This is a genomic window from Enterococcus sp. 10F3_DIV0382 (genome assembly GCF_002140245.1).
Taxonomy (GTDB): Bacteria; Bacillota; Bacilli; order Lactobacillales; family Enterococcaceae; genus Enterococcus_B; species Enterococcus_B lactis.
In genome coordinates this window covers 468,660-492,042 of record NZ_NGMF01000002.1, presented here as the reverse complement: position 1 = coordinate 492,042, position 23,383 = coordinate 468,660, and the positions used below count along the sequence as shown (strand labels likewise).

Genomic DNA, 23,383 nt, shown 5'->3' with positions numbered 1-23,383 from the left:
TATCTTTTCTCCTGACGTTTATCATTCTTTCCTTTGACCTTGTTTGTTTTTATATGAAACGAATTACTTGCTTCCCTGTCGATTTTTAGTATAATAAGAATCAAAGGTCAGGAATGGTCAATAGGCATTTTACCTTTTCTACCTCATAAATCCCTAAAAAAATAGGGGTTATTCTTTTACCTCATGAAAAACGAGATGTAAAATATGGTTGTACCCATTTTTGTGAAAGGACGTGAATGATTCATGCTTTGTCAAAACTGTGGCAAGAATGAGGCAACGATTCACTTGTATGCCACTGTCAATGGTCAGCGGACACAACTTGATTATTGTCAGAGCTGTTATCAAAAAATCAAAAATCAGCAAAATGGAGGTCTAACTAATATGGCCCAAAATGATCCATTTGGATTTGGTAGTTTGGACGATCTTTTTCGTTCCATGTCTCGCCAAATGCAACAGCAAGGAAACTATGAGCAAACACCGCCAACACAATTTGGTGGAAACAACAACTTCAATGGTGGACAACCACCTCAAGGCAATACAGAAGGTTTATTGGGAGAATACGGAATCAACATCACTGAACAAGCTCGACAAGGGGATATCGACCCTGTGATCGGTCGTGATGATGAAATCAAACGTGTCATCGAAATTTTAAATCGCCGAACTAAGAACAACCCTGTCTTGATTGGTGAACCTGGTGTTGGTAAAACAGCAGTTGTAGAAGGGTTAGCACAAAAAATCGTAGATGGCGATGTCCCACAAAAATTAATGGACAAAGAAGTCATTCGTTTAGATGTCGTATCCTTAGTCCAAGGTACTGGTATACGAGGTCAATTCGAAGAACGGATGCAAAAATTGATTGAAGAAATTCGTCAAGCAGAAAATGTGATTCTATTTATAGATGAAGTGCATGAAATCGTCGGCGCTGGTTCCGCAGGCGATGGAAACATGGATGCTGGTAATATTTTAAAACCTGCTTTAGCTCGAGGAGAATTGCAGATGGTTGGTGCTACTACCTTAAACGAGTATCGCATCATCGAAAAAGATGCTGCCTTAGAGCGTCGCATGCAACCCGTACGAGTAGATGAACCAACTGTCGAAGAAACAATCAGTATCTTGAAAGGACTGCAAAAACGTTACGAAGACTATCATCATGTAAAATATACTGATGAAGCCATCGAAGCAGCCGCAACTTTATCCAATCGTTACGTCCAAGATCGCTTCTTGCCGGATAAAGCCATCGATTTGCTAGATGAAACAGGTTCTAAGAAAAACTTAACAATTCAAATCGTTGATCCTAAAACAATCGAGAAAAAACTACAAGAAGCGGAAGAACAAAAAGTTTTAGCTTCTCGAGAAGAAGATTTCGAAAAAGCGGCTTATTACCGTGACCAGATCAACAAACTTCAAAAAATGAAAGAACGCCAACTCACCGAAGAAGAAACACCTGTCATCACCGAAAAAGATATGGAAAAAATCGTTGAACAACGAACAGGTATTCCAGTGGGCGAATTAAAAGAAAAAGAACAGACACAATTGAAAAACTTAGCAGATGACTTGAAGGCTCATGTCATTGGTCAAGATAATGCTGTAGACCGTGTAGCGAAAGCGATTCGCCGAAATCGTGTTGGATTGAACAAACAGAATCGTCCAATTGGCTCCTTCTTATTTGTCGGACCAACCGGTGTAGGTAAAACAGAACTTGCCAAACAGCTTGCCTATGAATTATTCGGTTCACAAGATTCAATGATTCGTTTCGATATGTCTGAATATATGGAAAAACACAGTGTCTCTAAATTGATTGGTTCTCCCCCAGGTTATGTTGGATACGAAGAAGCTGGTCAATTAACAGAAAAAGTTCGGAGAAATCCTTACAGTCTTGTCTTATTAGATGAAGTTGAAAAAGCTCATCCAGATGTTTTGCACATGTTCTTGCAAATCTTAGATGATGGCCGATTGACGGACGCACAAGGAAGAACCGTCAGCTTTAAAGATACGATCATCATCATGACAAGTAATGCCGGTACTGGTAAAGTAGAAGCAAATGTTGGCTTTGGTGCGGCACGTGAAGGTGTTACTCGTTCGGTATTGAATCAATTGAATAATTACTTTACACCAGAGTTTCTAAATCGTTTTGACGGAATCATCGAATTCAGTGCTTTGTCAAAAGAAAACTTGATGACCATCGTTACACTGATGCTAGACGATGTCAATCAAATGCTGGCAGCACAGCAACTTCATATCGAAGTTCCTACGAATGTCAAAGAAAAATTAGTTGACTTAGGTTATGATCCATCCATGGGTGCTCGTCCCCTTCGACGAACAATCCAAGAACAAATCGAAGATGGCATCGCTGAATTTTACCTTGATCACCCTTCTATTCATGAGTTGAAAGCAAAATTGGATAAGGATGGAAAAATCATTGTGACTTCTAAACCAGAACGTTTAGCAAAAGAATCAACCGAAGAAACGGCTGAGTAAACCTAGTATGTATATAGAGGCTGGGACAGAAGCGTTTAACTCCAAGAAATAAGAAGGAATTCGCGAAAATTACTTTACAAATTTTTGTGAATTTCAGCTTATTGCCGAAGGAGTTGCTTCTGCTTCCGCTGTTTATACGTGTTTAGAGCGTGGGACAAAAGTGTTCTTTACTTTTGTCCCACGCTCTCTTTTTTCAGAAAAGTCAAAATACTGTTCATTTTATAAAAAAGAAATTATAATAAAAGAAACAAGCAATTAAAAATACATAAAAGAGGTGAGCGCCATGAAATTGGTAAATGTAACAAACAGCCATTCCCGTCTTGTATTGAACCAGCTTGAAAACACTGATGCCCATCTGGTCAAAGTCTACACAGCCGGAAATACCACTATTGTCTACACTGAAGCCCCTGAACATAATGAAATTTTGTTAATCAATGATAAACGTAAAATCCAGCCGAAAGAAATCGAAGAAGCTAAAAATTATTTCTTGGATAAAATCAAAGATGCTGTTTACCACGAGGATGAAATCAAAGTAATCGAATTGGCCGGGCTTGTTGAAATCTCTATTCCAAAACACGAATTAGATGCTACGTTAGCCGTTTAATCAACTTTTGAACATAATTAAAGAAGCAAATGAGACGATTCACGCCTCATTTGTTTCTTTTGCTTTCTGGCTCTTTATTTTTTTACGCTTCTTTTGTGTCTTTCTCTTTTCATTTTTTGATCTACTCGTATCTTTATTTTTTACTTTTTCTTCTTTCTGGATGATTGATTGCACTTCTTGTGCAATCTGCTCGTTTTTGTCCCAGTCTTTTACATCCAACAATCGACATAATCGCAACATTTCTGCTTTTTTCTGTTTTTTTCTTTGACGCCTTTGCCATTCTGTTTCCATTTCACAAACCCTCCTCTCTTTAATAGTATGTACGCAAAGTAATTTTTATATTTTTTTAGATTAGACATTTTTTATAGTTTTAAATGATAAAAAGAACCGTAACGGAAAATCCGTCACGGCTAACAACAAAGTATAAGAATGTATTTTCAAAATTTTTATTTGCACTTGAAACTGAGTGGCAGACTCATGGTTTCTTGGTAAACTGTATTCAACCAAATCCAAAACAGGAGAAGCTGTTTTTGTTTGGCTTTCCTTATTACTTGATGCAACGCAAATTTTTTATAACCTCTTTACATCAAACTTCTCAGTTTGACATCTGGATATTTATCCGCAAACCAGCGTTCCGCAAATTGGTTCTCAAATAAGAATAACGGCTGATCAAAACGATCACGCGCTAAGATATTACGGCTTGAACTCATCTTCTCATCTAAATCTTCCGGATCAATCCAGCGAGCAATTTTGTGCCCCATCGGAGACATGATGACTTCTGCGTTGTACTCATTTAACATACGATATTGGAATACTTCGAATTGCAGCTGACCAACAGCCCCAATGATATATTCTTCTGTTAGATATGTTTTATAAAGCTGAATCGCTCCTTCTTGAACCAATTGATAGATTCCTTTATGGAAGGATTTTTGTTTCATAACATTTTTAGCAGTCACTTTCATGAACAGCTCTGGAGTAAATGAAGGAAGTTCTTCATAAGCAACTTTTAGTTTGCCTTCGAACAATGTATCCCCAATCTGATAATTACCGGTATCATATACACCAATAATATCACCTGCTACTGCCTTTTCTACATTCTCTCTCGAATCTGCCATAAATTGCGTAACATTGCTTAATTTCAATTTTTTATTTGTACGTTCTAACCAGACATCCATTCCTCGCTCGAATGTTCCAGAACAGATTCGGACAAAAGCGATTCGGTCACGATGGGCTGGGTTCATATTTGCTTGTATCTTGAATACGAAACCAGAAAATTCTTCTTCATAAGGACTTACCATCTGATCATCTTGTGTTTTATGCCCATAAGGAGCTGGTGCTAATTCAACGAAAGTTTCTAAAAAAGTCTGTACACCGAAATTAGTTAATGCAGAACCAAAAAATACTGGTGTCTGATCGCCACGAGCAATTTTTTCTTGATTAAATGCATCTCCAGCTTCTTTGAGTAGTTCTACTTCTTCTAAGACTTGTTCATATAAGGAATTTTCAGTTAAAGGATGATTATCAGGAAGCAGACCATCTTCATCCAATTCTACTAAACGTTCTCCTTGATAATTTTCCGGACGATAAAACTCTACACGATTATGGTAAATATCATAAAGACCTTCTAAACCTTTTCCCATACCAATTGGCCAATTCATTGGATAAGACTCGATATCTAATAACTCTTCTAATTCTTCTAACAGTTCTAATGGTTCGCGACCATCACGATCTAGTTTGTTGATAAAAGTAAAAATCGGGATGCCACGTTTTTTAACCACTTGAAACAATTTCTTTGTCTGTGCTTCGATCCCTTTGGCACTGTCGATTACCATGACCGCACTATCCACAGCCATCAAAGTACGGTAAGTATCTTCAGAAAAATCTTCATGTCCTGGAGTGTCCAAGATATTTACTCGTTTTCCTTGATAATCAAACTGCATAACAGAACTAGTGACAGATATTCCACGTTGTTTCTCGATTTCCATCCAGTCTGATTTGGCAAAATTACCTGTTTTCTTTCCTTTTACAGTTCCGGCTTGACGAATAGCTCCACCAAACAATAGTAATTGTTCTGTAATCGTTGTTTTCCCCGCATCCGGATGGGAAATGATCGCAAACGTTCTGCGATTGTCCACTTGCTGCTTTAATTCTGGATTATTCATAACCTAACTCCATTTCTTCCATTCAATTATTTATCTTTTTCTAGACAGATTGTCTGTTCTCTTAAGGAAAGACAATTTCATATAGGGCTGTGACAAAAGCCGTGTCGCCGTCCCTTTTTCCGAGTAAACAGTGTTTAAAAGCTTGCATTGGTAATAATCCCCACCAACCCAAAAACAAGAGAAGCTGTTTTTGCTTAGCTGTTTTTATTACTTGATACAAGACAGCTTTTTCACAACTTCTGTTAATTACTACAACTGAATCAGTATAGCATGGATTCAGCGAATGAAAAAGCCACCAAATCATAAGAGTCAAATATTTTTGTCAGCTGACTAAAGAAAAGACATGTTGCTTGTTTATTCAAGCAACACGTCTTTCTTTTATAACCAAGTTTCCAATTATCTTCTTGGTTCGTCATCTTCGAATTCTTTTCTGAAGTATCTGCGTTCTTCTTCAGGTTCCGCTTCTGTTTCTTCCGGATCATGAAAAATGACACGGATTTTAAGGATTCGAGAACCTTCCATTTCTTCAGAAACCAGCGTAATATTATCGACATCAAATGATAACTTTTCGCCTTCATCCGGAATCATGCCTAATGCTGTAATCAAATAACCAGCCATTGTGTCTACATCACTCATATGCAAATCACTGTCAAAAGCTTCATTGAATTCATCAATCAGCATTCGTCCTTGGATAATATATTCGTGTTCATCGATTTTTTCATAAAGATTCTCAACTTCATCTGATTCATCATCGATTTCTCCGACGATTTCTTCTAAAAGATCTTCTAATGTTGCTAAACCAACGACACCGCCATATTCATCCAATAAAATAGCCATTTGATTCTGTGTCTTTTTCATTTCATATAATAGATCATCAATAAAGACCGTTTCAGGAACGAATAAAGGCTCCTGCATGATTTTTTTGATATCTAAATGATCAAAGCCAAATTTATGGGCTGCTTTTAGTAAATTCTTTGTATGAAGGATTCCAACTACCTTATCTTTGTCTTCATTATAGACAGGAATTCTTGAATAGTTTTCCGATAAAACTTTATTCACATTTTCTTCCACAGTGTCATTGATATCAATCATAAATGCATCCGTTCGTGGGACCATTACTTCTCGAGCAACTTTCGTATCAAGAGAAAAAACCCCTTGGAGCATTTCCAATTCTTCGTTGTTCAATACGCCTTCGTTTTCAAGCATATAACGCATTTCATCTCTGGTCATTTTTGAATCTTCATCATCAAAGGTCATCGGTGTGATACGTGCCAACAAACTTGTAGAAGCAGAAAGCAACCAGACAAAGGGCTTAGCTACTACGCCGATCAAGCGTATCAGCCCTGAAGTGAACTTTGCGACTTCTTCTGATTTATTTAAAGCAATACGTTTAGGGTACAATTCTCCAAAAACAATCGATACATAGGTCAAAATAGCCAGCACAATGATATTTGCAATATTTTTTGCCGCTGTACCGCCACCTAATACCGGAGCTAACCGTTCCGATAAAGTATTTGCTAGTGACGCACCGGACAAAATGTTGACCAAAGTGATTCCTACTTGGATTGTCGATAGGAAATTATTTGGATTCTGCAATATTTTTAAAAGCTTTTGAGATTTCACATCTCCTTCATCAGCTTTTTGCTCGATTCGATTCTTATTGATCGAAACAACAGCAATTTCGGAAGCTGCTAAAAAAGCATTGATCAATGTCAAAACGATCAATAATAAAATCTGCGCTAACAGCGACTGACTCTCAGGGTCAGCATTCATAATCGCATTCTCTCCTTATAAAATTAATTTTTAGTTTACGATAGAAAAAAACGTGGCACTATAGCCACGTTAAAATGGTATCACAAAGCAATTTTCTTTGCAATAAAAACAAGTGTACTAAAACTATCTACGAGGTCGTAGCAATTTTTTTCTTGTTTTCATTTTGTTTATCTTCCTTGATGATTTTGATTATATAGGAAATGATTGTCTTGCAGATTGCATAAAAAGGAACACCTAAGAAGATACCAAGCAATCCGGCAATGTTTCCTGCTACTAGAAGGACGATAATGATCGTTAAAGGATGGATCTTCAGTGATTTCCCAATTACATTCGGATAAATGATGTTTCCATCTAACTGTTGGACGATTAGTACAACTAAACAACAAAGCAATGCTTTTATCGGATCGTTGAAGATCGTCACTAAAAATGCAGGTGCTAGCCCTAGATAAGGTCCTAAATACGGTATCAGGTTGGTCAATCCTGCAATGACTCCAAACAAGAAAGCATAATCTACACCGATGATCATATATCCTAAAAATGTAAAAGTGCCGACGAATAGACATTCAATTGCTTGTCCACTAATATAATTAGCTAATGTTTTATTCAGCTGTCCCAATAATTCCACAATTTGATTTCTTCTTTTCTCCGGGAAAAACTGTTGGATGTTTGGCACTAGTTTTTCGCCATCTTTCAACATATAGAACAAGATGAAGGGTGCCGTAATGATCACTACGGTTGCCGAAGCAATCGTTCCAACGATCGAACCTAAACTGTTGGAAACGCCACTAAGGAATTGTTGGATGATCGTCCCGTAAGAAATATCTAATTGTTCAAAATATTTATTGATATCAACTTCCTTGAACACAGGCAATTCGGCTACCTCTTTTAACCAACTTTCCACCTGTTTGATAAAATCAGGCATACTAGATGCCAATGAGGAAATTTGCTGTACTAGACTTGGAATGACACTAAGTAAAATCCAAATAATTGCTGCAACTAAAAGGAGCAGCACAATTGCGACAGCCCATATTCTTTTGATTTTTGCTTTCATCAGCAGCTTGACGATAGGATTCAGCAAATAGTAAAGAAAGCCTGCAATCAGTACGGGTGCAAATAACGTGGAAAAAAATGTCCCGATCGGTTCAAAAATAAAATTTATTTCTGATGAAATCATGATCAGTGCAGCTATGATCAATAATTCAAGCGACCAAAACATTAGTTTAGACTGTCTAAGTTTTTCAAACAATAGATTTCCTCCTTTCTTTCTTCCTAGTATATATTATATTCACTAAAAATTCTTTTATTCTTTTTTTATTTTCGAAAACTTTCCATACTTTTTATTTATTTTATTTTCCAGTATACTATACGAAAGGAAGGTGGCTAGACCATGAAAGTTGTACAAACAAAAGATACAATGAGCAATATTTACTTAGATGCTGTAAGAATCAGACATCAAGTCTTTGTAGTCGAACAAGGTGTCCCTTTGTCTCGAGAAATAGATAAAGATGAAGCACATTGCATCCATTTCGTTCTGTACTCAGATAAAAAAGAACCGCAAGGAACTGTACGCCTTTTGCCTTTAGAAAACGGAAAAATGAAATTACAGCGAATGGCGATTCTTTCTGAATACAGACACCAAGGCTTAGGTAAACTATTGATTGAAGAAGCAGAAACCTTTGCTAAGAATCAAGGCTATAATACGATTTTATTAGGAGCGCAGTCTACAGCGGAAGCTTTTTACGAAAAGCTTGGTTACATAGCTTACGGTGAGCCTTTTGAAGACGCTGGCATGCCTCACATTTATATGAAAAAGACTTTATAAAAAATTTTTCAAAAAAAAACAGCAAGCTTTTGAGAAAAATTTCTCACTGGCTTACTGTTCTTTTTTGCGTTTACTTACGCGACAATTGCTTGTAACGGTCATACCAAATATCAATATAGCCTTCTGAGAACGGGCCATCTCCATTATTGATCCAGTCAACCAGAATCTTCACATTTTCTTTTAGGATGAAGTCAATATCGTTCGGGTAATTCATCATTTTGCTGTGCATCTCGTACTCATCGACATCCAATAGTCGTTTCTCGCCGTCAGGAAACACCTTGATATCCAAGTCATAGTCGATATATTTCAAGGCCTCATCGTCCAGCAAAAAAGGTGAAGCTAGATTACAATAATAGGAAACCCCCTTTTCTCTGATCATTGCTATTACATTGAACCAGTATTTTTTATGAAAATACACAATCGCTGGTTCGCGCGTTACCCATCGGCGTCCGTCAGATTCAGTAACTAATGTGTGATCATTCACGCCGATCATAGAGTGTTCGCTTGTTTTCAATACCATGGTATCTCGCCACGTTCGATGCAATCTGCCGTCGTGCTTGTAACTTTGGATCGTCACAAACTCTCCTTCTTTTGGAACTCCCATAGCAACCCTTCCTTAAGCAGCATTTTGTGCTTTGTGTTTGGGTGTTCATTACACCGACATCATAATTATTATATCAATAAAAATGAGCTTTGCCTAGAAAGGATTCCTATTGTTTCGATTTTTCTCCAACTGTTCCACTAGTTTCATTTGTACCTTCGGAAAAACGACCGAATCAAATGCAGCAGGCTTCAACCACTTCGAAGTTTTGTTCTCGGTAAATTCCTGTTCTGCTTCCTCGGTTGCCCGTCCGTAAAAAAGGAGAACATGCCATTTCAGATGACTAAAAACATGAGTAACCTCTCCTAAATGACGTGTCTGCCAAATAAAAAGTTCCTGCTTTTCGAAGGGAAGCTCTTTTCCGTCTTCTGCTACTAGATCATCAAACAGATCGACTTCCTGTTTTGCTTCCCATTCTTTTTTCAATCGCTCGTACTCCTCTTGTGTCACTTCCACCATTGGAAATGTCCACATATTCGCTAGCAGTTTTTGGCTATCTCTTTCTTCAAAATAATACGCTCCCGAATGATTTTGAAGAGCCGCACTGATATAATAAACGTTTTTTGGCTTTGCTTTTTTTGTTTTTACAGGAAAACTCGTTTGGATTCCTCGTTTGTTGGCTAAACAAAAGGCTTGGATCGGACAAGCTTCACACTTTGGAGAAGTTGGTGTACAGATAGCTGATCCTAGATCCATCATTGCTTGGTTGAATTCACCTGGATACGTTTCATCAATGATTTTCCGCATCGCTTCATCAAAGATTTTCCTGCTGGAAGCTTTGGCAATATCTGCTTCAATGCAAAACAATCTGCTGACTACTCGCATCACGTTACCGTCAACTGCAGGTTCTGGAAGTCCAAATGCTATACTTGCTATCGCTCCTGTCGTATAGGGGCCTATTCCTTTCAATGAGCTGATTTCTTCAGGCGTTTGCGGCATTTTTCCGTCAAATTCAGACATGATCTGTTTAGCAGCTGCTTGGATGTTTCGGGCTCTTGAGTAATAGCCAAGCCCCTCCCAAGCTTTTAAAAGCTTTTCTTCTGGAGCAGTTGCCAATTCTTCAATTGTAGGAAACCATTCCATGAAGCGATAAAAATAATCGATCACTGTATCTACTCTGGTCTGCTGGAGCATGATCTCAGAGATCCAGATACGATAAGGATCCCGATTGTAGCGCCATGGCAGGTTTCTTTTTTCTTGTTCATACCATTGAATGAACTGATCTTGAAATTCTTTTGTTTCTTCGTCTGTCCATTTTTCCCATTCTTTATTCACTTTCCTCTTCCTTTTCCGTAATGAATCGCTGGATCATATCCAAATCAAATCCTTTTTGATATAAGCTTTGTTTTACTTTTAGGTTTCTTTTTTTAGGTTCAAACCTTGAATTTCTTCGCCATAGTTTATCCCCTTGTTTGACTAAATAATCATATTCTGTTTCCTGGTCTACTTCTTGCGGAAGATCAGCCATCGCTTGTTGGATCACTTCTTGAGAAAAACCTTTTGTCATCAGAGTTTGTTGGATTTTCCGCAATAATTCTTTTTGGCTTTTCCCATGATTTTTTCCAAATGTTTTTTCAGCTGTTTGATGTGCATTTTGAACTTGGTCTTCAACTGTATACTGGGCGAGCGCCTGTTCAATAATCTCTAGTTTTAATCCTTTTTGCTGCATTTGCTGTGACAATTTTTTTGGACCTTTGTCACTTAAGCGCATGTTCGTGCGCACATAACTTTCCCCATAGACCAAATCATTGACAAGATCCAATTCTTTTAAGCGGGCTACGATTTTATTTCGGTCTTCTTGAAGGATTTCCTTTTCTTTTAAGTATGTTCGGATTTCTTTTTCCGACCGTAACTGATAGCTTAAGTAATTCATTGCTAGCTGAAATCCGAAATCAGCGCCACTGCTCTTCTTGATCTCTTGGATAGTTTCTTCGTCTAATTCCCGTCCTTTTAACAAACGATAGCGTACTAATACATCTTCAGATACTTGTAAAGCTTCTCCTTCAGATAAATCTACGCGATAGAAAGGGCCTTTGCCTTTACTGATTCTCGTAACGGTTAACATAAACATCCTCCTCGAACATATATTCTCTATCATACCATAGAAAATCCCCGTAATCAGGTATTATATGTTAGAATAAACCACAGAAAAAAGAAAAAGGGAGATACTTATGGCAGAAACAATTGTCAAAAATGGACAAACGATTCCTTTGAAAATCAAGCGTTTAGGCATAAATGGCGAAGGAATTGGTTATTTCAAACGATTGATTATATTTGTTCCGTATGCACTACCAAAAGAAGAAGTACTAGTCAAAATCACGAAAGCAACTCCTCGTTATGCAGAAGGAGAATTAATAAAAGTCAAAAAGCCAAGCAAAGATCGCGTAGTGGCGCCATGTCCTGTTTATTATGAATGCGGTGGCTGTCAATTACAACACTTAGCCTATCAAGCACAATTGGATTTTAAAAAGGATCTACTCTTGCAAGCATTGGAAAAATTCAAACCAGCAGGCTTTCGATCCTACCAGTTGTTACCGACGATTGGGATGGATGATCCATGGCATTATAGAAACAAAGCACAATTTCAATTACGAAAAAATAAACAAACGCAAAAGACCGAAGCTGGTTTATATGAAGCAAACTCGCATCAGTTAGTTCCTATAACAGACTGTTTGGTACAAGAACCCCGAACACAAAAAGTGATGAATACTGTTGTTCAACTATTGAATAAATTTGATGCACCCATCTATGATGAACGGACAAACAGTGGTATTTTCCGCACGATCATGGTCAGAATCGGTGTCAAAACTGGAGAGCTGCAAGTCGTTTTTATTACTCGCAGTAAAAAATTCCCACAAAAAAACGCAATGATTCGCGAGATCAATGAACGCCTGCCCGAAGTTGTTTCGATCATGCAAAATGTCCAAGCACAAAAAACATCTCTCGTAATGGGGGATGAAACGATCCACGTATGGGGAAAAGAAGCCATTGAAGAACAAATCAATGAAGTGACTTTCGATCTTTCTCCTCGCGCCTTCTTTCAGTTGAATCCTCAGCAGACCGAACTGCTTTATGGTGAAGGAATCAAAGCATTAGGTGCCCAGCCTGATGAAACAATCGTAGATGCTTATTGCGGAGTTGGTACGATTGGTTTAAGTGTAGCAAAAAAGGTCAAAGAAGTCCGAGGAATGGATACCGTTCCTCAAGCAATCGCTGATGCAAAAAGAAATGCGGAAAGATTAGGGTATCACAATACTCGATATGAAGTCGGTACAGCCGAACAAGTTCTACCTAAATGGTTGAATGAAGGTTTTCAGCCAGATGGTATCATCGTAGATCCGCCACGTACGGGTTTGGATAACGCATTGATTCAATCGTTACTGAAATTTCCACCAAAAAAACTTGTTTATATCTCCTGTAACGTTTCTACACTTGCCAGAGATCTGGTCCATTTAAGTAAAAAGTTCAATGTTGAATATTTACAGTCTGTTGATATGTTTCCTCAGACTGCACGTTGTGAAGTTGTCGTGAAGATGACGAGACTTGCTGATTAAACGAGAGAAGGCGTGAGCTTGCCGTTCAGCTCCGAGTCATAAGGAACAATTTCAAAAAACAGCTTTTTATGTTTGGTGACTATTGACACTTGTGACCGAGGAGTTGGCAGGCGAACACTGCTTATTCAAAAAAGGGTTGTGACACGTTTTTTTGTCACAGCCCTTTTGATTATTATTGGATATTCACGTCAATCACTTGATAGAATGCATTTGTCGTATCACTGATATTCCATACTGCTAAAATCACATTGTATCCTTTGCGGTCTTGAGGAAGTGTAATTGTTTGGTTGACTGTTTTTGGTGGTACGGTTGCTTTGTCGTCTATTTTTGTGATCAATTCAAAATCGCTAAATTTCAAAGGTTGATCAGGGTTCCAATTTGGCTTGGTAATGTAGTAATCCCAAGTACTTGTCCGATGTTGCGCTGTTAAATTCCAAGTAATATTCAATGTTCCTGGATTGACCATATTTTTATGCCATCTGTTAGATGTTTGTTCGTCTAAAGGTTCAAATCCGCTGACTCCTGCACTGGCGATTTTTCCATCAATGAATGTATTTTTCGTAGCTTCGATACTTTGCGGTTCCCATTGTGCTCTTCCGACATTTTGGTTTAGATTCCCTGCTGCTGATGTTCCTAGGTATGCACGACTTCCAGGAGAAGTAATATAACCGTGTGCGAAACCTGGAATGCTGAAACCGAACAACCCTAAACTAACTAACCCGATAAACAATAACGTACTAATCTTTTTCATGTAGAAACCTCCTTCATTTGATAAACATATTGTAAACGCTTTATTATATTAACACAAACATTATGATTTTATAATTTTATATTGAAATAAAAAGAAACAGGAGCTAAATAAAACTCCTGTTTACATTTTTTATTTATTTTTCATATATACCTATGAATCAAGAAATCTGTCTCCAAGGTCCCCATTCTCCAGATTCACTTGGATTATTGTTTTGAGTCCAGTACTTAGCTTCATAGATGATGCCTTCGTATACAACACGATCGCCAGCCGCATAAACTTTTTCAGGATCCCATACTGGATATTCACTTTCATTGTCCGCTAATGTTGTAAACGTCAATGTTGTTTTATCCGAAATATTACCAGAACGGTCTTCTGCTGTAAGTTCCACTGTATAAGTTGTATTCGCTTTTAAATTCTCAAAAGTATACTTGATATCTATTGTACTTCTTTCAACTATTTCTTCGTTTCCAATCAATCGAAGGTTATACTTTCCAATAGAATCATTATCTGTCGCAGGTGACCAACTTAGCGCAGCACGCCTAGATGTCACCAATTCTGCTTTAAAATTCTCTGGAATAGTTGGTTTTTCTTTGTCCTCTGGAAGAGGTGTATCATCTGTAAAACGTTGTGCCACATTTAAAAATTCATACCGGTTATTGACTTGTCCTTGTCCTCCATCGACCTTTGAATCTCGATTCATTGACCAGTAGGAAACCATTCCAATATTTCGTTCTTTTGCATGCTGAACGACTCGATTGAACATCGTTGCTGTAAAGTATGGATGAGCTTCACTTTCAAATCCGATTGATGGAGTGGTTCCTAATTTAGCATATGCTTGTTCTGTCGTCAAAGTCGTTCCCATAAATCTTTGATAATACTCTTTTAACTGCACCATTGTATTATCCACAGCATCAAGCGACCCTTGGGCATAATCTGGTACACTGCTTCCGTAGCACATTGTCATTAGATTGATATTTGTCAAATCCACTCCTGCCTCCAGATAAGCTTGTAACACTGCTAATCCGGTCGAAATCAGGCCAGTATCCATGACTGGCAAGGTCAACGTTACTTCTACACCAGTTGCTTCTTGAACTTTCTTTACCGCTTTTGCATTTGCCAAATTCGCTTCATATCCCATCGCAGCGGCTTCTACATCATAGTCTACACGTGTCAATCCATAGCCTTGAATAACTTCCATATAGGCATCATATAAAAGTGCTTGATTTTGAGTGACCTCCCAAAATGCTCCTGAATTCAGTCCGCCAAACGAAACAGCTACATCTCCGCCATTTTGACGTAATTCCCGAATAGATTTTTTGATTCCTTCATACTGCCATTCGTCATTATCAATCTCACTTAGACCATTAAAACCACCCCAAGCCCAATCAATTCGACCATTTCTAATACCTCTCGCCTGTAAAAAACCTAATTTAAAAAATTTCTGTCCTGTTTGTTGAGCAACAGCTGCTAAGTTCAATGCCCCATTATTAGATAGTTCTTCATCAGAAGAATAAGCAGTTATATCCACATAAGGAGCAACTACTTGTTTTGGCCACTCAATTCCTTGTCCTACTCCAAAATCGGGATTAGTCACTACTGTTTGTTCGATTGCAGATGATTCTTGTACTTGAATCAGCAATGCAGGAGAAAAAAGCATCGTGCTGAGTGCCGCCCCAGTAAGTACTTTGCGTAAACCTCTTTTCATATTTATCAACCTTCCTATGTATAATTTTTTACTTCAGCCAAGCTTTTATGTAATCGATTACAATATAGATTGTAACAGAAGTTAATAAGAAAATAACGAATTGTAAAAAACATGAGAATTATTTAATACGATCTTTTTCAAATTCATGATTCATATAAACAAATTTTTAACTTTTTTAAATAACAATATTTCTCCATTATTCTTACTTCACAAACTAAATACAGGTATTGTTGTGATTCTTCATGTAAAATATTATTATAGAAAGGAGTTAATAGAATGAAGATGATAAAAGATATTCGTTTTTGGGTTTGTGTTATAGGAATTGTCATATTAGGCTTTTTATCAGGATTGCTTAGCGGAAATCCTGGAGAATATTACTATTCTTTACAACTTCCGCCATTTGCACCACCTAGTTGGATATTTGGACCAATGTGGACCTTATTGTATATTTTGATGGGTATTTCTCTTTATTTGTTGCTTAATCACAACAACAAAAAACAGCGAAACAACCTTGTAGGTCTTTTTGTGATTCAGTTCATTTTTAATTTCATATGGACTGCTCTATTTTTTAATTTAAGAAATATCTTCGTTGCAGCAATCGATATTACACTTTTGGTTATTTTCTTGTCAGTGCTTATGTATCAATTATGGCTGCATCATCGCCTAGTCATGTGGCTCATGATTCCTTATTATTTATGGGTACTATTCGCAACTCTACTGAATTATTCGATTTATTTTTTAAACTAAGTGCTAAAAACTAAAAACTTGTTAAGAAAGTATATTTAACACATAAAAAGAGTGCCACCTAAGTTAGATTTTTTTGTCTAATTTAGGTGGCACCCTTTATTAACCAAACTATTTTTTTCTAGTACCCACTTGTTGTTCCATACCCATTATTCTGGTCATAACCATAACCATTTTGTTCCTGTCCAGCATAAGGATCATAACTTTGAGTATCTTGACTTGGTGTATAGTACTGACTTGTATCTTCTGTTTGCTGATAATAGGTATTCGGATCTTGGTACTGATCATAGGTGTTTTCTGAATAGGAAGAATAATCAGTGTATCCTTCACTATTCGACCCATCACCGGTTGTCGAATCGGCACCTTCCGAATCATCAAAGAACATCATTGAAGCATTCTCATTTTTCAAATTAGGTAATGTGTCGCTGGTTTTGATATTTAATTGTTTCTTCAGTTCATTTTGAATCGATAGGAGATCGTTTTGTCCTAAAATCTGATAGTAGATATCATTGATCATTTGACCTTCACCTTGCAACTGGTCTTGTTTAATCGTTTCGAACGCCGGCGTGTAATTCGTTGCTACATCAAGCATGTCATCCCAATCCAAATCTGTTGTCACATTGTTTTCGACTGCTTTTAAAATTTTTCTATAATTGCTTACGCCATCTAAACTTAAAACTTTATTGACGATTTTCGTCACTACTTCCCGCTGACGACGTTGTCGCCCGATATCTCCTTCTGGATCTTCGTGTCGCATTCGGGAATAGGCTAATCCTTTTTCTCCATCCAATGTTTGTTCACCTACTGGTACATGGACACCATCCAACGTAAAGTCGATTTTATTATTCACTTTGATGCCGCCGACCGCATTGATCAAATCTTCCATACCGTCCAAATTGATGGTTACATAATGATCAATAGGAATATCAAGCAGTTGTTCAATTGAATCCATGGCCATTTCGACGCCACCAAATGCATAGGCGTGATTTAATTTATCTACCGTTCCATACCCTACGATATTCGTATAAATATCTCGGTCCAAACTGATAATCGTTGATTTTTTTTGTTTCGGATTAACTGTTACTACCATCATCGTATCAGAACGCCCTTGTTCTGTTCTTCCTAATCCACCGGTATCTAAACCTAATAGCAAAACCGAAAACGGTTCTTTGTCATCAATGCTTACTTTCTCAGAACGTTTGGAAGATATTCGATTAGAGTTTTTAGATATTTTGTTTACTGTTTGGCTCGCTTCTCCCATAAATCTGATACCGTATGCTGATAATCCGGCTATCAGCAAAACGAGTATACCTAATAAGGTTAATAGAACTTTTTGCCATTGCTTCATAGTACACCTCTGTCTCACATTTTCTAAAATATTGTCTCATACAACTGTTCAATCAGCAAATTCACTTTTTAATCATAAGAAAACTTTAAAAAATAATTCTTGTATAATAACCATTCTTTTAAAAATTTTCTCAAAATTCTTAACTATCATACCACACCACGAAAAAGTTCGAAAGCCCGAATATACGCAGTTTATAACCGTTTTATCTTTTTTTATGCATTTTTTGCTAGAAAAATTGAACAACCAGGTATTTCACAAAAATAGGAGTGTGACATCGACCTGCCACACTCCTTTCCCGTCATTTTAACGATTCCTCTTTACTCTGTTCAGACTAACATGGCGTTTCCCTAATACCTTCTATAAAGTCTGACTTTTCATATTATGCTTGTTTCCGATCTGACGCACATATTTGCCGATTTCATGAAAATCACTTCCAGTAACTGATCCTTTTGCTAAAACTAAACTGTCTTCTATTAGTTTTGTTTCCAGATCATTGCATAATTCCTGAAGTGAATCGAACCATTGAAGCCGATCATCTGTTTTCTGTCCTTCTTCAAAAAGCAATTTAAAATGTTCCCCATAACCATAAATATGCGTGGCAGCCGATTGGTTTAACTCCTCTTGTACAAAGCGGTGGATTTGCTTTGTTGAATCGCCTAAATCAGCGATTTGTCCAAGTATCAAGACTTTATTTCCTTTATAAAATGGTTGTATCCCATCAAAGTAATTGATTGCATTTTTCATGGAAGGCAATGAAGCGTTATGCGTATCATCAATAAAGGTGAAGTCTGTCCCTGTTTCTGATGTATAAATCGTACGTTCCAATATCTTAGGTAGTGGTTTGAATGTCTCAAATTTTTTTATATATGGAGAGATCTCTTTTTTCAGTTCTTTTGCTACAATCAACGCAGCCAATGAATTAGCGATCATCCCTTCTGAAGAAACTGCAAGTTTCAATAAAATATCTTCTCCGAAAAAAGAAACTAGGACTTCGCAATATTCTCTTTTTTGTGAGATTTGTTTCACAAAAACATCTCTTGAAGCATCATGTAATGAATAGACCACTATTTTGCTGGTTCTTTTCTCAGCAGCGCTTACTAAAATTGAAAATTCTTCTTTTCCTATATCTCCATTGATGATGGCGATTCCATCTTGTTTCAGGCCTTCGAAAATTTTTGCTTTATGCACTGCTACTCCTTTTGTATTTTTTAAAGAACTAAGATGTGCTTCTCCAATTGAAGTCACAATAGCAATATCTTGTTGTATCAAATTAGACATCGACCCTGTATCATATGAATTCAAAGCATTGACAGAAACTTCAAGATTCAAGACATCAGGATTAGAAAGTAATTTACTCATGTATAAAGGAACAGCAAACCGAACGTTGTGATTTCCCCTGTTTTCCAAAACTTTCTCTTCTTGAAGCAAATGAGTGATCATCATTCGCGTAGAAGTCTTCCCTGCTGACCCGGTAATCGCAACAACCGGATTTACAAAACAGGAACGCAATTTCGCAGATAATTCCAATAAAAATTTCCAACTATCTTCTACGATGAACTGTGGTGTCGTCACTGACGGATCCATGATTGGTTTTTCAGTAACGATCACCCCAAACCAATTTTCTTTTCCGATGATTTGTTCATTTCCATCTCGCCATTTCACGACCTTTCGATTGACGTAACTCCTTCTTTCTGGCGAAACACAAACAAACATCGTATCAGAATAATCCATGTTTCGTTTTAAGTGGCCTGAGAAATATTCAACATCTTGGATATTTCTATCTAAATCTCTATATTTCTTTAAATAATGGTCATCCATATCAACTAATAATGAATGTATCGAAGTCATAACTCTCCTCCTGTTTTTCTTGTTTTTTTCTAGACGCCTTACCACCTGCCTCTTCTTGGCCTTGCCTGGTTTACATATCTGGAGGCATTCGGTTCGATCCTTTTCGGAGAATCATCTTGATCCACTTCCCAAGGATACAACCCTTCTTCATTTTTCTTATATTGACTTAAATCTGATTCTTTCAGATTATTTTTTTGATCATTTTTCCGACGTATTTTAAGACCTAAATAGAAAACACCAAATGCAGCTAATGTAACAAAGCGAATGAATCCAACCATTCTTCTCACTCCTTCTTTTGATCATACATTCGATAGTTAATCAATCCTGATAAAAAGTGCTCTGCATCATCGATCCTCATACGAAAACGATCATGACGTGCAAAAAAGCCATATTTTATTGTTTCTGGTTCTTTGAAGAATTGAGCAAATTCAGGGAACATGACCCCAGTAGTAATCTCATGTCTCACCCTTTTTTTCATTACTGTATTTATTCTTTCTTTTACCTTATAGAAGTCAGTTTCTTCAGCAAAAATCGTTTTTCTCCACGTGCTGAACTCCAATTTTCTCATCATTTTTGAAGCAGCGACAAGCAATTCCAGCATCGTAGGATAAGCAGTATCTCTTTTATCAATAAAGTCGATATTATCTAACGCATTTTTTATACCGAAGCGATAATATTCTTCTGTCTGGCTATGTTTCAGCATTTCATTGGTCGCATAACTTAACCAATGATCATGATATTTTTGATAGTCGTTCGTTACGAACTGGTCCATCAAACCTTGACATATAGCAAAAACTTCTTTATTGCCTAAAATCTCATATGCTCGAAGCAAAGAGAATAAAATTTCACCATCATAATAAATGATCCGAAATTTTTCTTTCGTTTCTAGTTGTGCATTAAGTACATGAATCGTTCGATGCTCATTTGTTAAAAATTTAGCGGAAACAGTTTCTATCAGACGATTTAGGATTGGAACGTATTGTTCATCACCTGTTTGTTCGATGTATTTTGAAAAAGCTAAGATTGCTGTAGCCTGTGCTCCTAGCTTATATTCGATCTCTGTGTTTAAATAATCCTTGATTAAAAAATAACCGTCAGTCTCCGAAGTCAGATTTTCAATCCCCCAATCTAAACCCTTTTCAACCTCTGAGAGCATTTTTTCATCCGAAAAGTATTCTGCTGCTTCGGCTAGCGCATATAAAGACGAAAAGTGTCTCACGGAATTGTAACCTTTAAGCAGTTGATTATAACAAGGATAATATCCGTAAATAAATTTTCCTGTAGCAGTTAGCTGGTTTTGTAGATATATACTTCCTTTTTCGATCACTAGATCTGTTATTTCTGATAAATTTTCATATGAAACTTCCCGTAAGCAATTTCCATTACCGTAATCTTGCAAAGGATAAATATGACCGCCTTCAAAATAAAAAGATTTTGTTTTAAAGTAATAGAACGCAGAACGCTCCAAGTAGCTGAGATCTGTCTCTTCACGACCATACTTGCGTTTCACATAACTGCGGTAATTTTGAGCGTCGATTCTTAAATCAGGAAGATTCTTCCCAACTTTATGTGTTTTACTAGGTTTGATGATCGCATTTGCTACCAGTTCTTCTTTTAAGAAACTTCTTTTTCTTAGCCCATCAATTCTTACATTGAAATCAATGTAATTATTTCTTCTGATTTTTTTAAGTGCTGTATAAACTGCTCATAGTTGTTTTTTTCTTCTTCAATAACAATATCAATTCTTAAATAAGTCGCCTGATCCAGCTTATTGACATGGTATGCTGTCAAAAAATTCCGCCAAATCGTATCAAAATTACTGCCGTAGAATTCAAAGATCTTTCCTCTATTCGTAAAATCTCCTGTAGAGACGATCATCAATTGTTTTGATATATTTGTTTCAATTGTTTCTATCATTTCTTTGATTGCTGGCAAATAGCTTTCTTTTGTCTTAACTAGCACTCAATCACCTCATATTAAAAAGAAGTTGCGGCAAACAAAATCTGAACATCCGTTTTTATCAAAAAATCATAGATACGGAACTGCTTGCCGCAACGGCTTCTTTCTTAATTATTTATTGTTATCTGTTTTTTTATTTTTTTTTGATTTTCCAAATTCCTAAACCAGATAGTGTAGACAGAGCTGCTCCTAACCAAGAAAGTGAACTATGAAATGTCTCAGCAGTTTTTGGCAAGGATTTCGGTGTAGAGCCACCTGTAGTACTTGGTTTTGGAGTATTTGAATGACCATGTCTTATTGGCATCTGCACTGAATCTTGATCATGAGAATGCATGTCTCCCATTGGATGATTAGCGTCCGCGTCAGCATCGGCGTCCGCATCCGCATCAGCATCAGCATCGGCATCAGCGTCCGCGTCAGCATCGGCGTCAGCATCGGCATCAGCGTCCGCATCGGCATCGGCATCAGCGTCCGCATCAGCATCGGCATCAGCGTCCGCATCGGCATCAGCATCTCCTTCATCATCATCTGGAATAATTGCTGCTGTTGGCGCACTTGCTACACCATTTTCATCATAAGCAATCAATTGGATCTGTTCTAAGGGCACAACATCTTCTGCCGAGACTGGAATAGCAAAATTACCATTTTCATCTGCTTGTCCCTCTGCAATCATATTTCCTTCATCATCATAAATACGAACTGTGGCATTGGGATCTGCCATCCCAGTCACCTCATAACCATCAGTAGAATTACCTGTAACTTCTACGTTATAAGGAGCAGTGACTTCTTCAGCTGCATAAAACACTGGAGAATAGCCATCAACATTCGAAGCAATAGAGATCGATAGAATGTCTGATTTAAGAATGGTACCGATAAATCCTGCTTCATAAGGAACAGTCATGTCGACACCTGCATTTGTTAAGTCTGCATAAGTAGGATCTTGGATCGTTGTCGGTATAGTAACAGTCGTTTCACCCAAAATACTTGCATCAGCAAGATTACCAAGGAAAGAAGAACCGACATTCACCAATGCCAAAGCGGTATTAAACGTAAGATTGAACGCTGGCTTGACTGTAACTGCTAAAGCAGTATTGATTGTTCCGGCCGCTGCATCTCCAAGAAGCCCTCCAGTTGAAGTTGCCTCGATTGCTTGAACTGCATTATTGATTCCGCTCAATATATTACTTAAATTTTCTCGTATCACGGTTTCCAAGGCACCGTCTAGCTCTCCGTAGATGTATTCATCCCCTTGCATTTGAAGCTGCAATTCTACTTCAGCAGAAGTCAGTGTACTTAGATTATTCAATAAAGCAAGTTGTTCATAAACTTCCGAAAGATTCACTGTAGCTAAAGGATTCAAATTAATCAAACCTTCTACTGCTCCTACCAAAGTAGTCACCGCTCCATCTACAATATTTAATAGAGGTGCTAAACTATTTCCTGGAAGCAAAATATCTGTGTAGAAAGTACCAGTTCCATTCGGAGTGACCAATCCTTGCATTTCTTCTGGAATAGCTAAGACAGCACGACGCGTTCCATTAATCACGCTAACATCAATACCACTATTCGCTGATATAACAAAATCAACATCCCGACTCGCCCCCTGAAGAAGAAATGGGGCAGCAGCTGTAGTCCCACTAGTATTCGTTGTACTTAAATTGTTAAACAGTTGCCCACTGATTACATCTGCATGTACTTGTTGAGAACCAATAGTAAATAATGGCGTAGCCATTGAGATTGGTGTGATCCCTAACATCACACCAGCTGCAATGGATGTACCGGCAAGCAAGATTTTTTTCGATCTACTTTTTGCCCGTGCCTTCTGGTTCATACTTTTTTTATAATCCTTTTTCATTTTTTCCTCCTGTCACCCTTCTATCGTTCATCCCCAAATTTTTGATCGTTATAAAAAAGAAAAGATTACAACACCCCTTAGCTATCATTTTTTAATCAAAAAGATATCTTTTTGTGCAGATTTTGTTTTCAACTTAAGTCAGAGGAAGTTTAACAACATCTCAATGATAAATCTATTAT

18 protein-coding genes and 1 pseudogene are annotated in these 23,383 nt (G+C 37.4%); 5 read left to right on the top strand and 14 right to left on the bottom strand.

Annotated features, from left to right (window positions below):
- Positions 1–243 precede the first annotated feature (243 nt).
- The gene (locus A5849_RS13015; protein ID WP_002310354.1) at positions 244–2,478 is read left to right on the top strand and encodes an ATP-dependent Clp protease ATP-binding subunit; all 2,235 of its coding nucleotides are present in this window, start codon (positions 244–246) and stop codon (positions 2,476–2,478) included.
- 283 nt (positions 2,479–2,761) lie between these two features.
- Positions 2,762–3,082: a DUF1827 family protein gene (locus tag A5849_RS13010; RefSeq protein ID WP_002310352.1), complete on the top strand. Its 321-nt coding sequence runs from the start codon at positions 2,762–2,764 to the stop codon at positions 3,080–3,082.
- Between the two features lie 39 nt (positions 3,083–3,121).
- Here A5849_RS13010 and A5849_RS13005 read toward each other — a convergent pair whose 3' ends face one another.
- The 4 genes from A5849_RS13005 to A5849_RS12985 all read right to left on the bottom strand — a co-directional run bounded on the left by A5849_RS13005 (position 3,122) and on the right by A5849_RS12985 (position 8,263).
- Positions 3,122–3,373, bottom strand: coding sequence for a hypothetical protein (locus A5849_RS13005; protein ID WP_002310351.1), 252 nt, complete (start codon positions 3,371–3,373; stop codon positions 3,122–3,124).
- Between the two features lie 290 nt (positions 3,374–3,663).
- Positions 3,664–5,244, bottom strand: a complete 1,581-nt coding sequence (locus tag A5849_RS13000; protein ID WP_002316963.1) for a peptide chain release factor 3 — start codon at positions 5,242–5,244, stop codon at positions 3,664–3,666.
- A gap of 396 nt (positions 5,245–5,640) precedes the next feature.
- Positions 5,641–7,017 (bottom strand): hemolysin family protein, encoded by a 1,377-nt coding sequence (locus A5849_RS12990; protein WP_002310348.1) that lies wholly within the window; start codon positions 7,015–7,017, stop codon positions 5,641–5,643.
- Between the two features lie 127 nt (positions 7,018–7,144).
- Positions 7,145–8,263, bottom strand: a complete 1,119-nt coding sequence (locus A5849_RS12985; RefSeq protein ID WP_002310347.1) for an AI-2E family transporter — start codon at positions 8,261–8,263, stop codon at positions 7,145–7,147.
- Positions 8,264–8,404: 141 nt separating this feature from the next.
- Here A5849_RS12985 and A5849_RS12980 point away from each other — a divergent pair, with 141 nt between their 5' ends.
- A complete protein-coding gene (locus A5849_RS12980) occupies positions 8,405–8,839 on the top strand; it encodes a GNAT family N-acetyltransferase (protein WP_002310346.1) in 435 nt (144 codons plus the stop codon).
- A 70-nt stretch (positions 8,840–8,909) separates the two neighbouring features.
- Here A5849_RS12980 and A5849_RS12975 read toward each other — a convergent pair whose 3' ends face one another.
- From A5849_RS12975 to recX, 3 genes are all read right to left on the bottom strand, one after another.
- Entirely contained in the window at positions 8,910–9,443 is a 534-nt protein-coding gene (locus tag A5849_RS12975) for a DUF402 domain-containing protein (protein ID WP_002310342.1), read from the bottom strand.
- Positions 9,444–9,536: 93 nt separating this feature from the next.
- Entirely contained in the window at positions 9,537–10,715 is a 1,179-nt protein-coding gene (gene mutY, locus A5849_RS12970; protein WP_002316961.1) for an A/G-specific adenine glycosylase, read from the bottom strand.
- A complete protein-coding gene (gene recX / locus A5849_RS12965; RefSeq protein WP_002320426.1) occupies positions 10,708–11,505 on the bottom strand; it encodes a recombination regulator RecX in 798 nt (265 codons plus the stop codon). Before recX ends, mutY begins: the two co-directional genes overlap by 8 nt.
- A gap of 106 nt (positions 11,506–11,611) precedes the next feature.
- Here recX and rlmD point away from each other — a divergent pair, with 106 nt between their 5' ends.
- Positions 11,612–12,994, top strand: coding sequence for a 23S rRNA (uracil(1939)-C(5))-methyltransferase RlmD (gene rlmD / locus A5849_RS12960; protein WP_002310337.1), 1,383 nt, complete (start codon positions 11,612–11,614; stop codon positions 12,992–12,994).
- A 172-nt stretch (positions 12,995–13,166) separates the two neighbouring features.
- Here rlmD and A5849_RS12950 read toward each other — a convergent pair whose 3' ends face one another.
- Positions 13,167–13,745: a lytic polysaccharide monooxygenase gene (locus tag A5849_RS12950; protein WP_002315302.1), complete on the bottom strand. Its 579-nt coding sequence runs from the start codon at positions 13,743–13,745 to the stop codon at positions 13,167–13,169.
- Positions 13,746–13,902: 157 nt separating this feature from the next.
- Positions 13,903–15,450 (bottom strand): carbohydrate-binding protein, encoded by a 1,548-nt coding sequence (locus tag A5849_RS12945; RefSeq protein WP_065772803.1) that lies wholly within the window; start codon positions 15,448–15,450, stop codon positions 13,903–13,905.
- A 276-nt stretch (positions 15,451–15,726) separates the two neighbouring features.
- On the opposite strand from A5849_RS12945, the gene A5849_RS12940 reads away from it, so the two are divergent.
- A complete protein-coding gene (locus tag A5849_RS12940; RefSeq protein WP_002310332.1) occupies positions 15,727–16,197 on the top strand; it encodes a TspO/MBR family protein in 471 nt (156 codons plus the stop codon).
- A 118-nt stretch (positions 16,198–16,315) separates the two neighbouring features.
- Here A5849_RS12940 and A5849_RS12935 read toward each other — a convergent pair whose 3' ends face one another.
- From A5849_RS12935 to A5849_RS12905, 5 genes and pseudogenes are all read right to left on the bottom strand, one after another.
- Positions 16,316–17,542 (bottom strand): LCP family protein, encoded by a 1,227-nt coding sequence (locus A5849_RS12935; protein WP_002334662.1) that lies wholly within the window; start codon positions 17,540–17,542, stop codon positions 16,316–16,318.
- 357 nt (positions 17,543–17,899) lie between these two features.
- On the bottom strand, positions 17,900–19,390 hold the full coding sequence (locus A5849_RS12925; RefSeq protein WP_002334663.1) for a UDP-N-acetylmuramoyl-tripeptide--D-alanyl-D-alanine ligase: 1,491 nt from the start codon (positions 19,388–19,390) through the stop codon (positions 17,900–17,902).
- A gap of 38 nt (positions 19,391–19,428) precedes the next feature.
- On the bottom strand, positions 19,429–19,668 hold the full coding sequence (locus A5849_RS12920) for a hypothetical protein (protein WP_002316958.1): 240 nt from the start codon (positions 19,666–19,668) through the stop codon (positions 19,429–19,431).
- Between the two features lie 5 nt (positions 19,669–19,673).
- Positions 19,674–21,352: pseudogene (locus A5849_RS12915) on the bottom strand (hypothetical protein).
- A gap of 130 nt (positions 21,353–21,482) precedes the next feature.
- Positions 21,483–23,204, bottom strand: coding sequence for an adhesive domain-containing protein (locus A5849_RS12905; protein ID WP_086310144.1), 1,722 nt, complete (start codon positions 23,202–23,204; stop codon positions 21,483–21,485).
- Between the last annotated feature and the right edge of the window lie 179 nt (positions 23,205–23,383).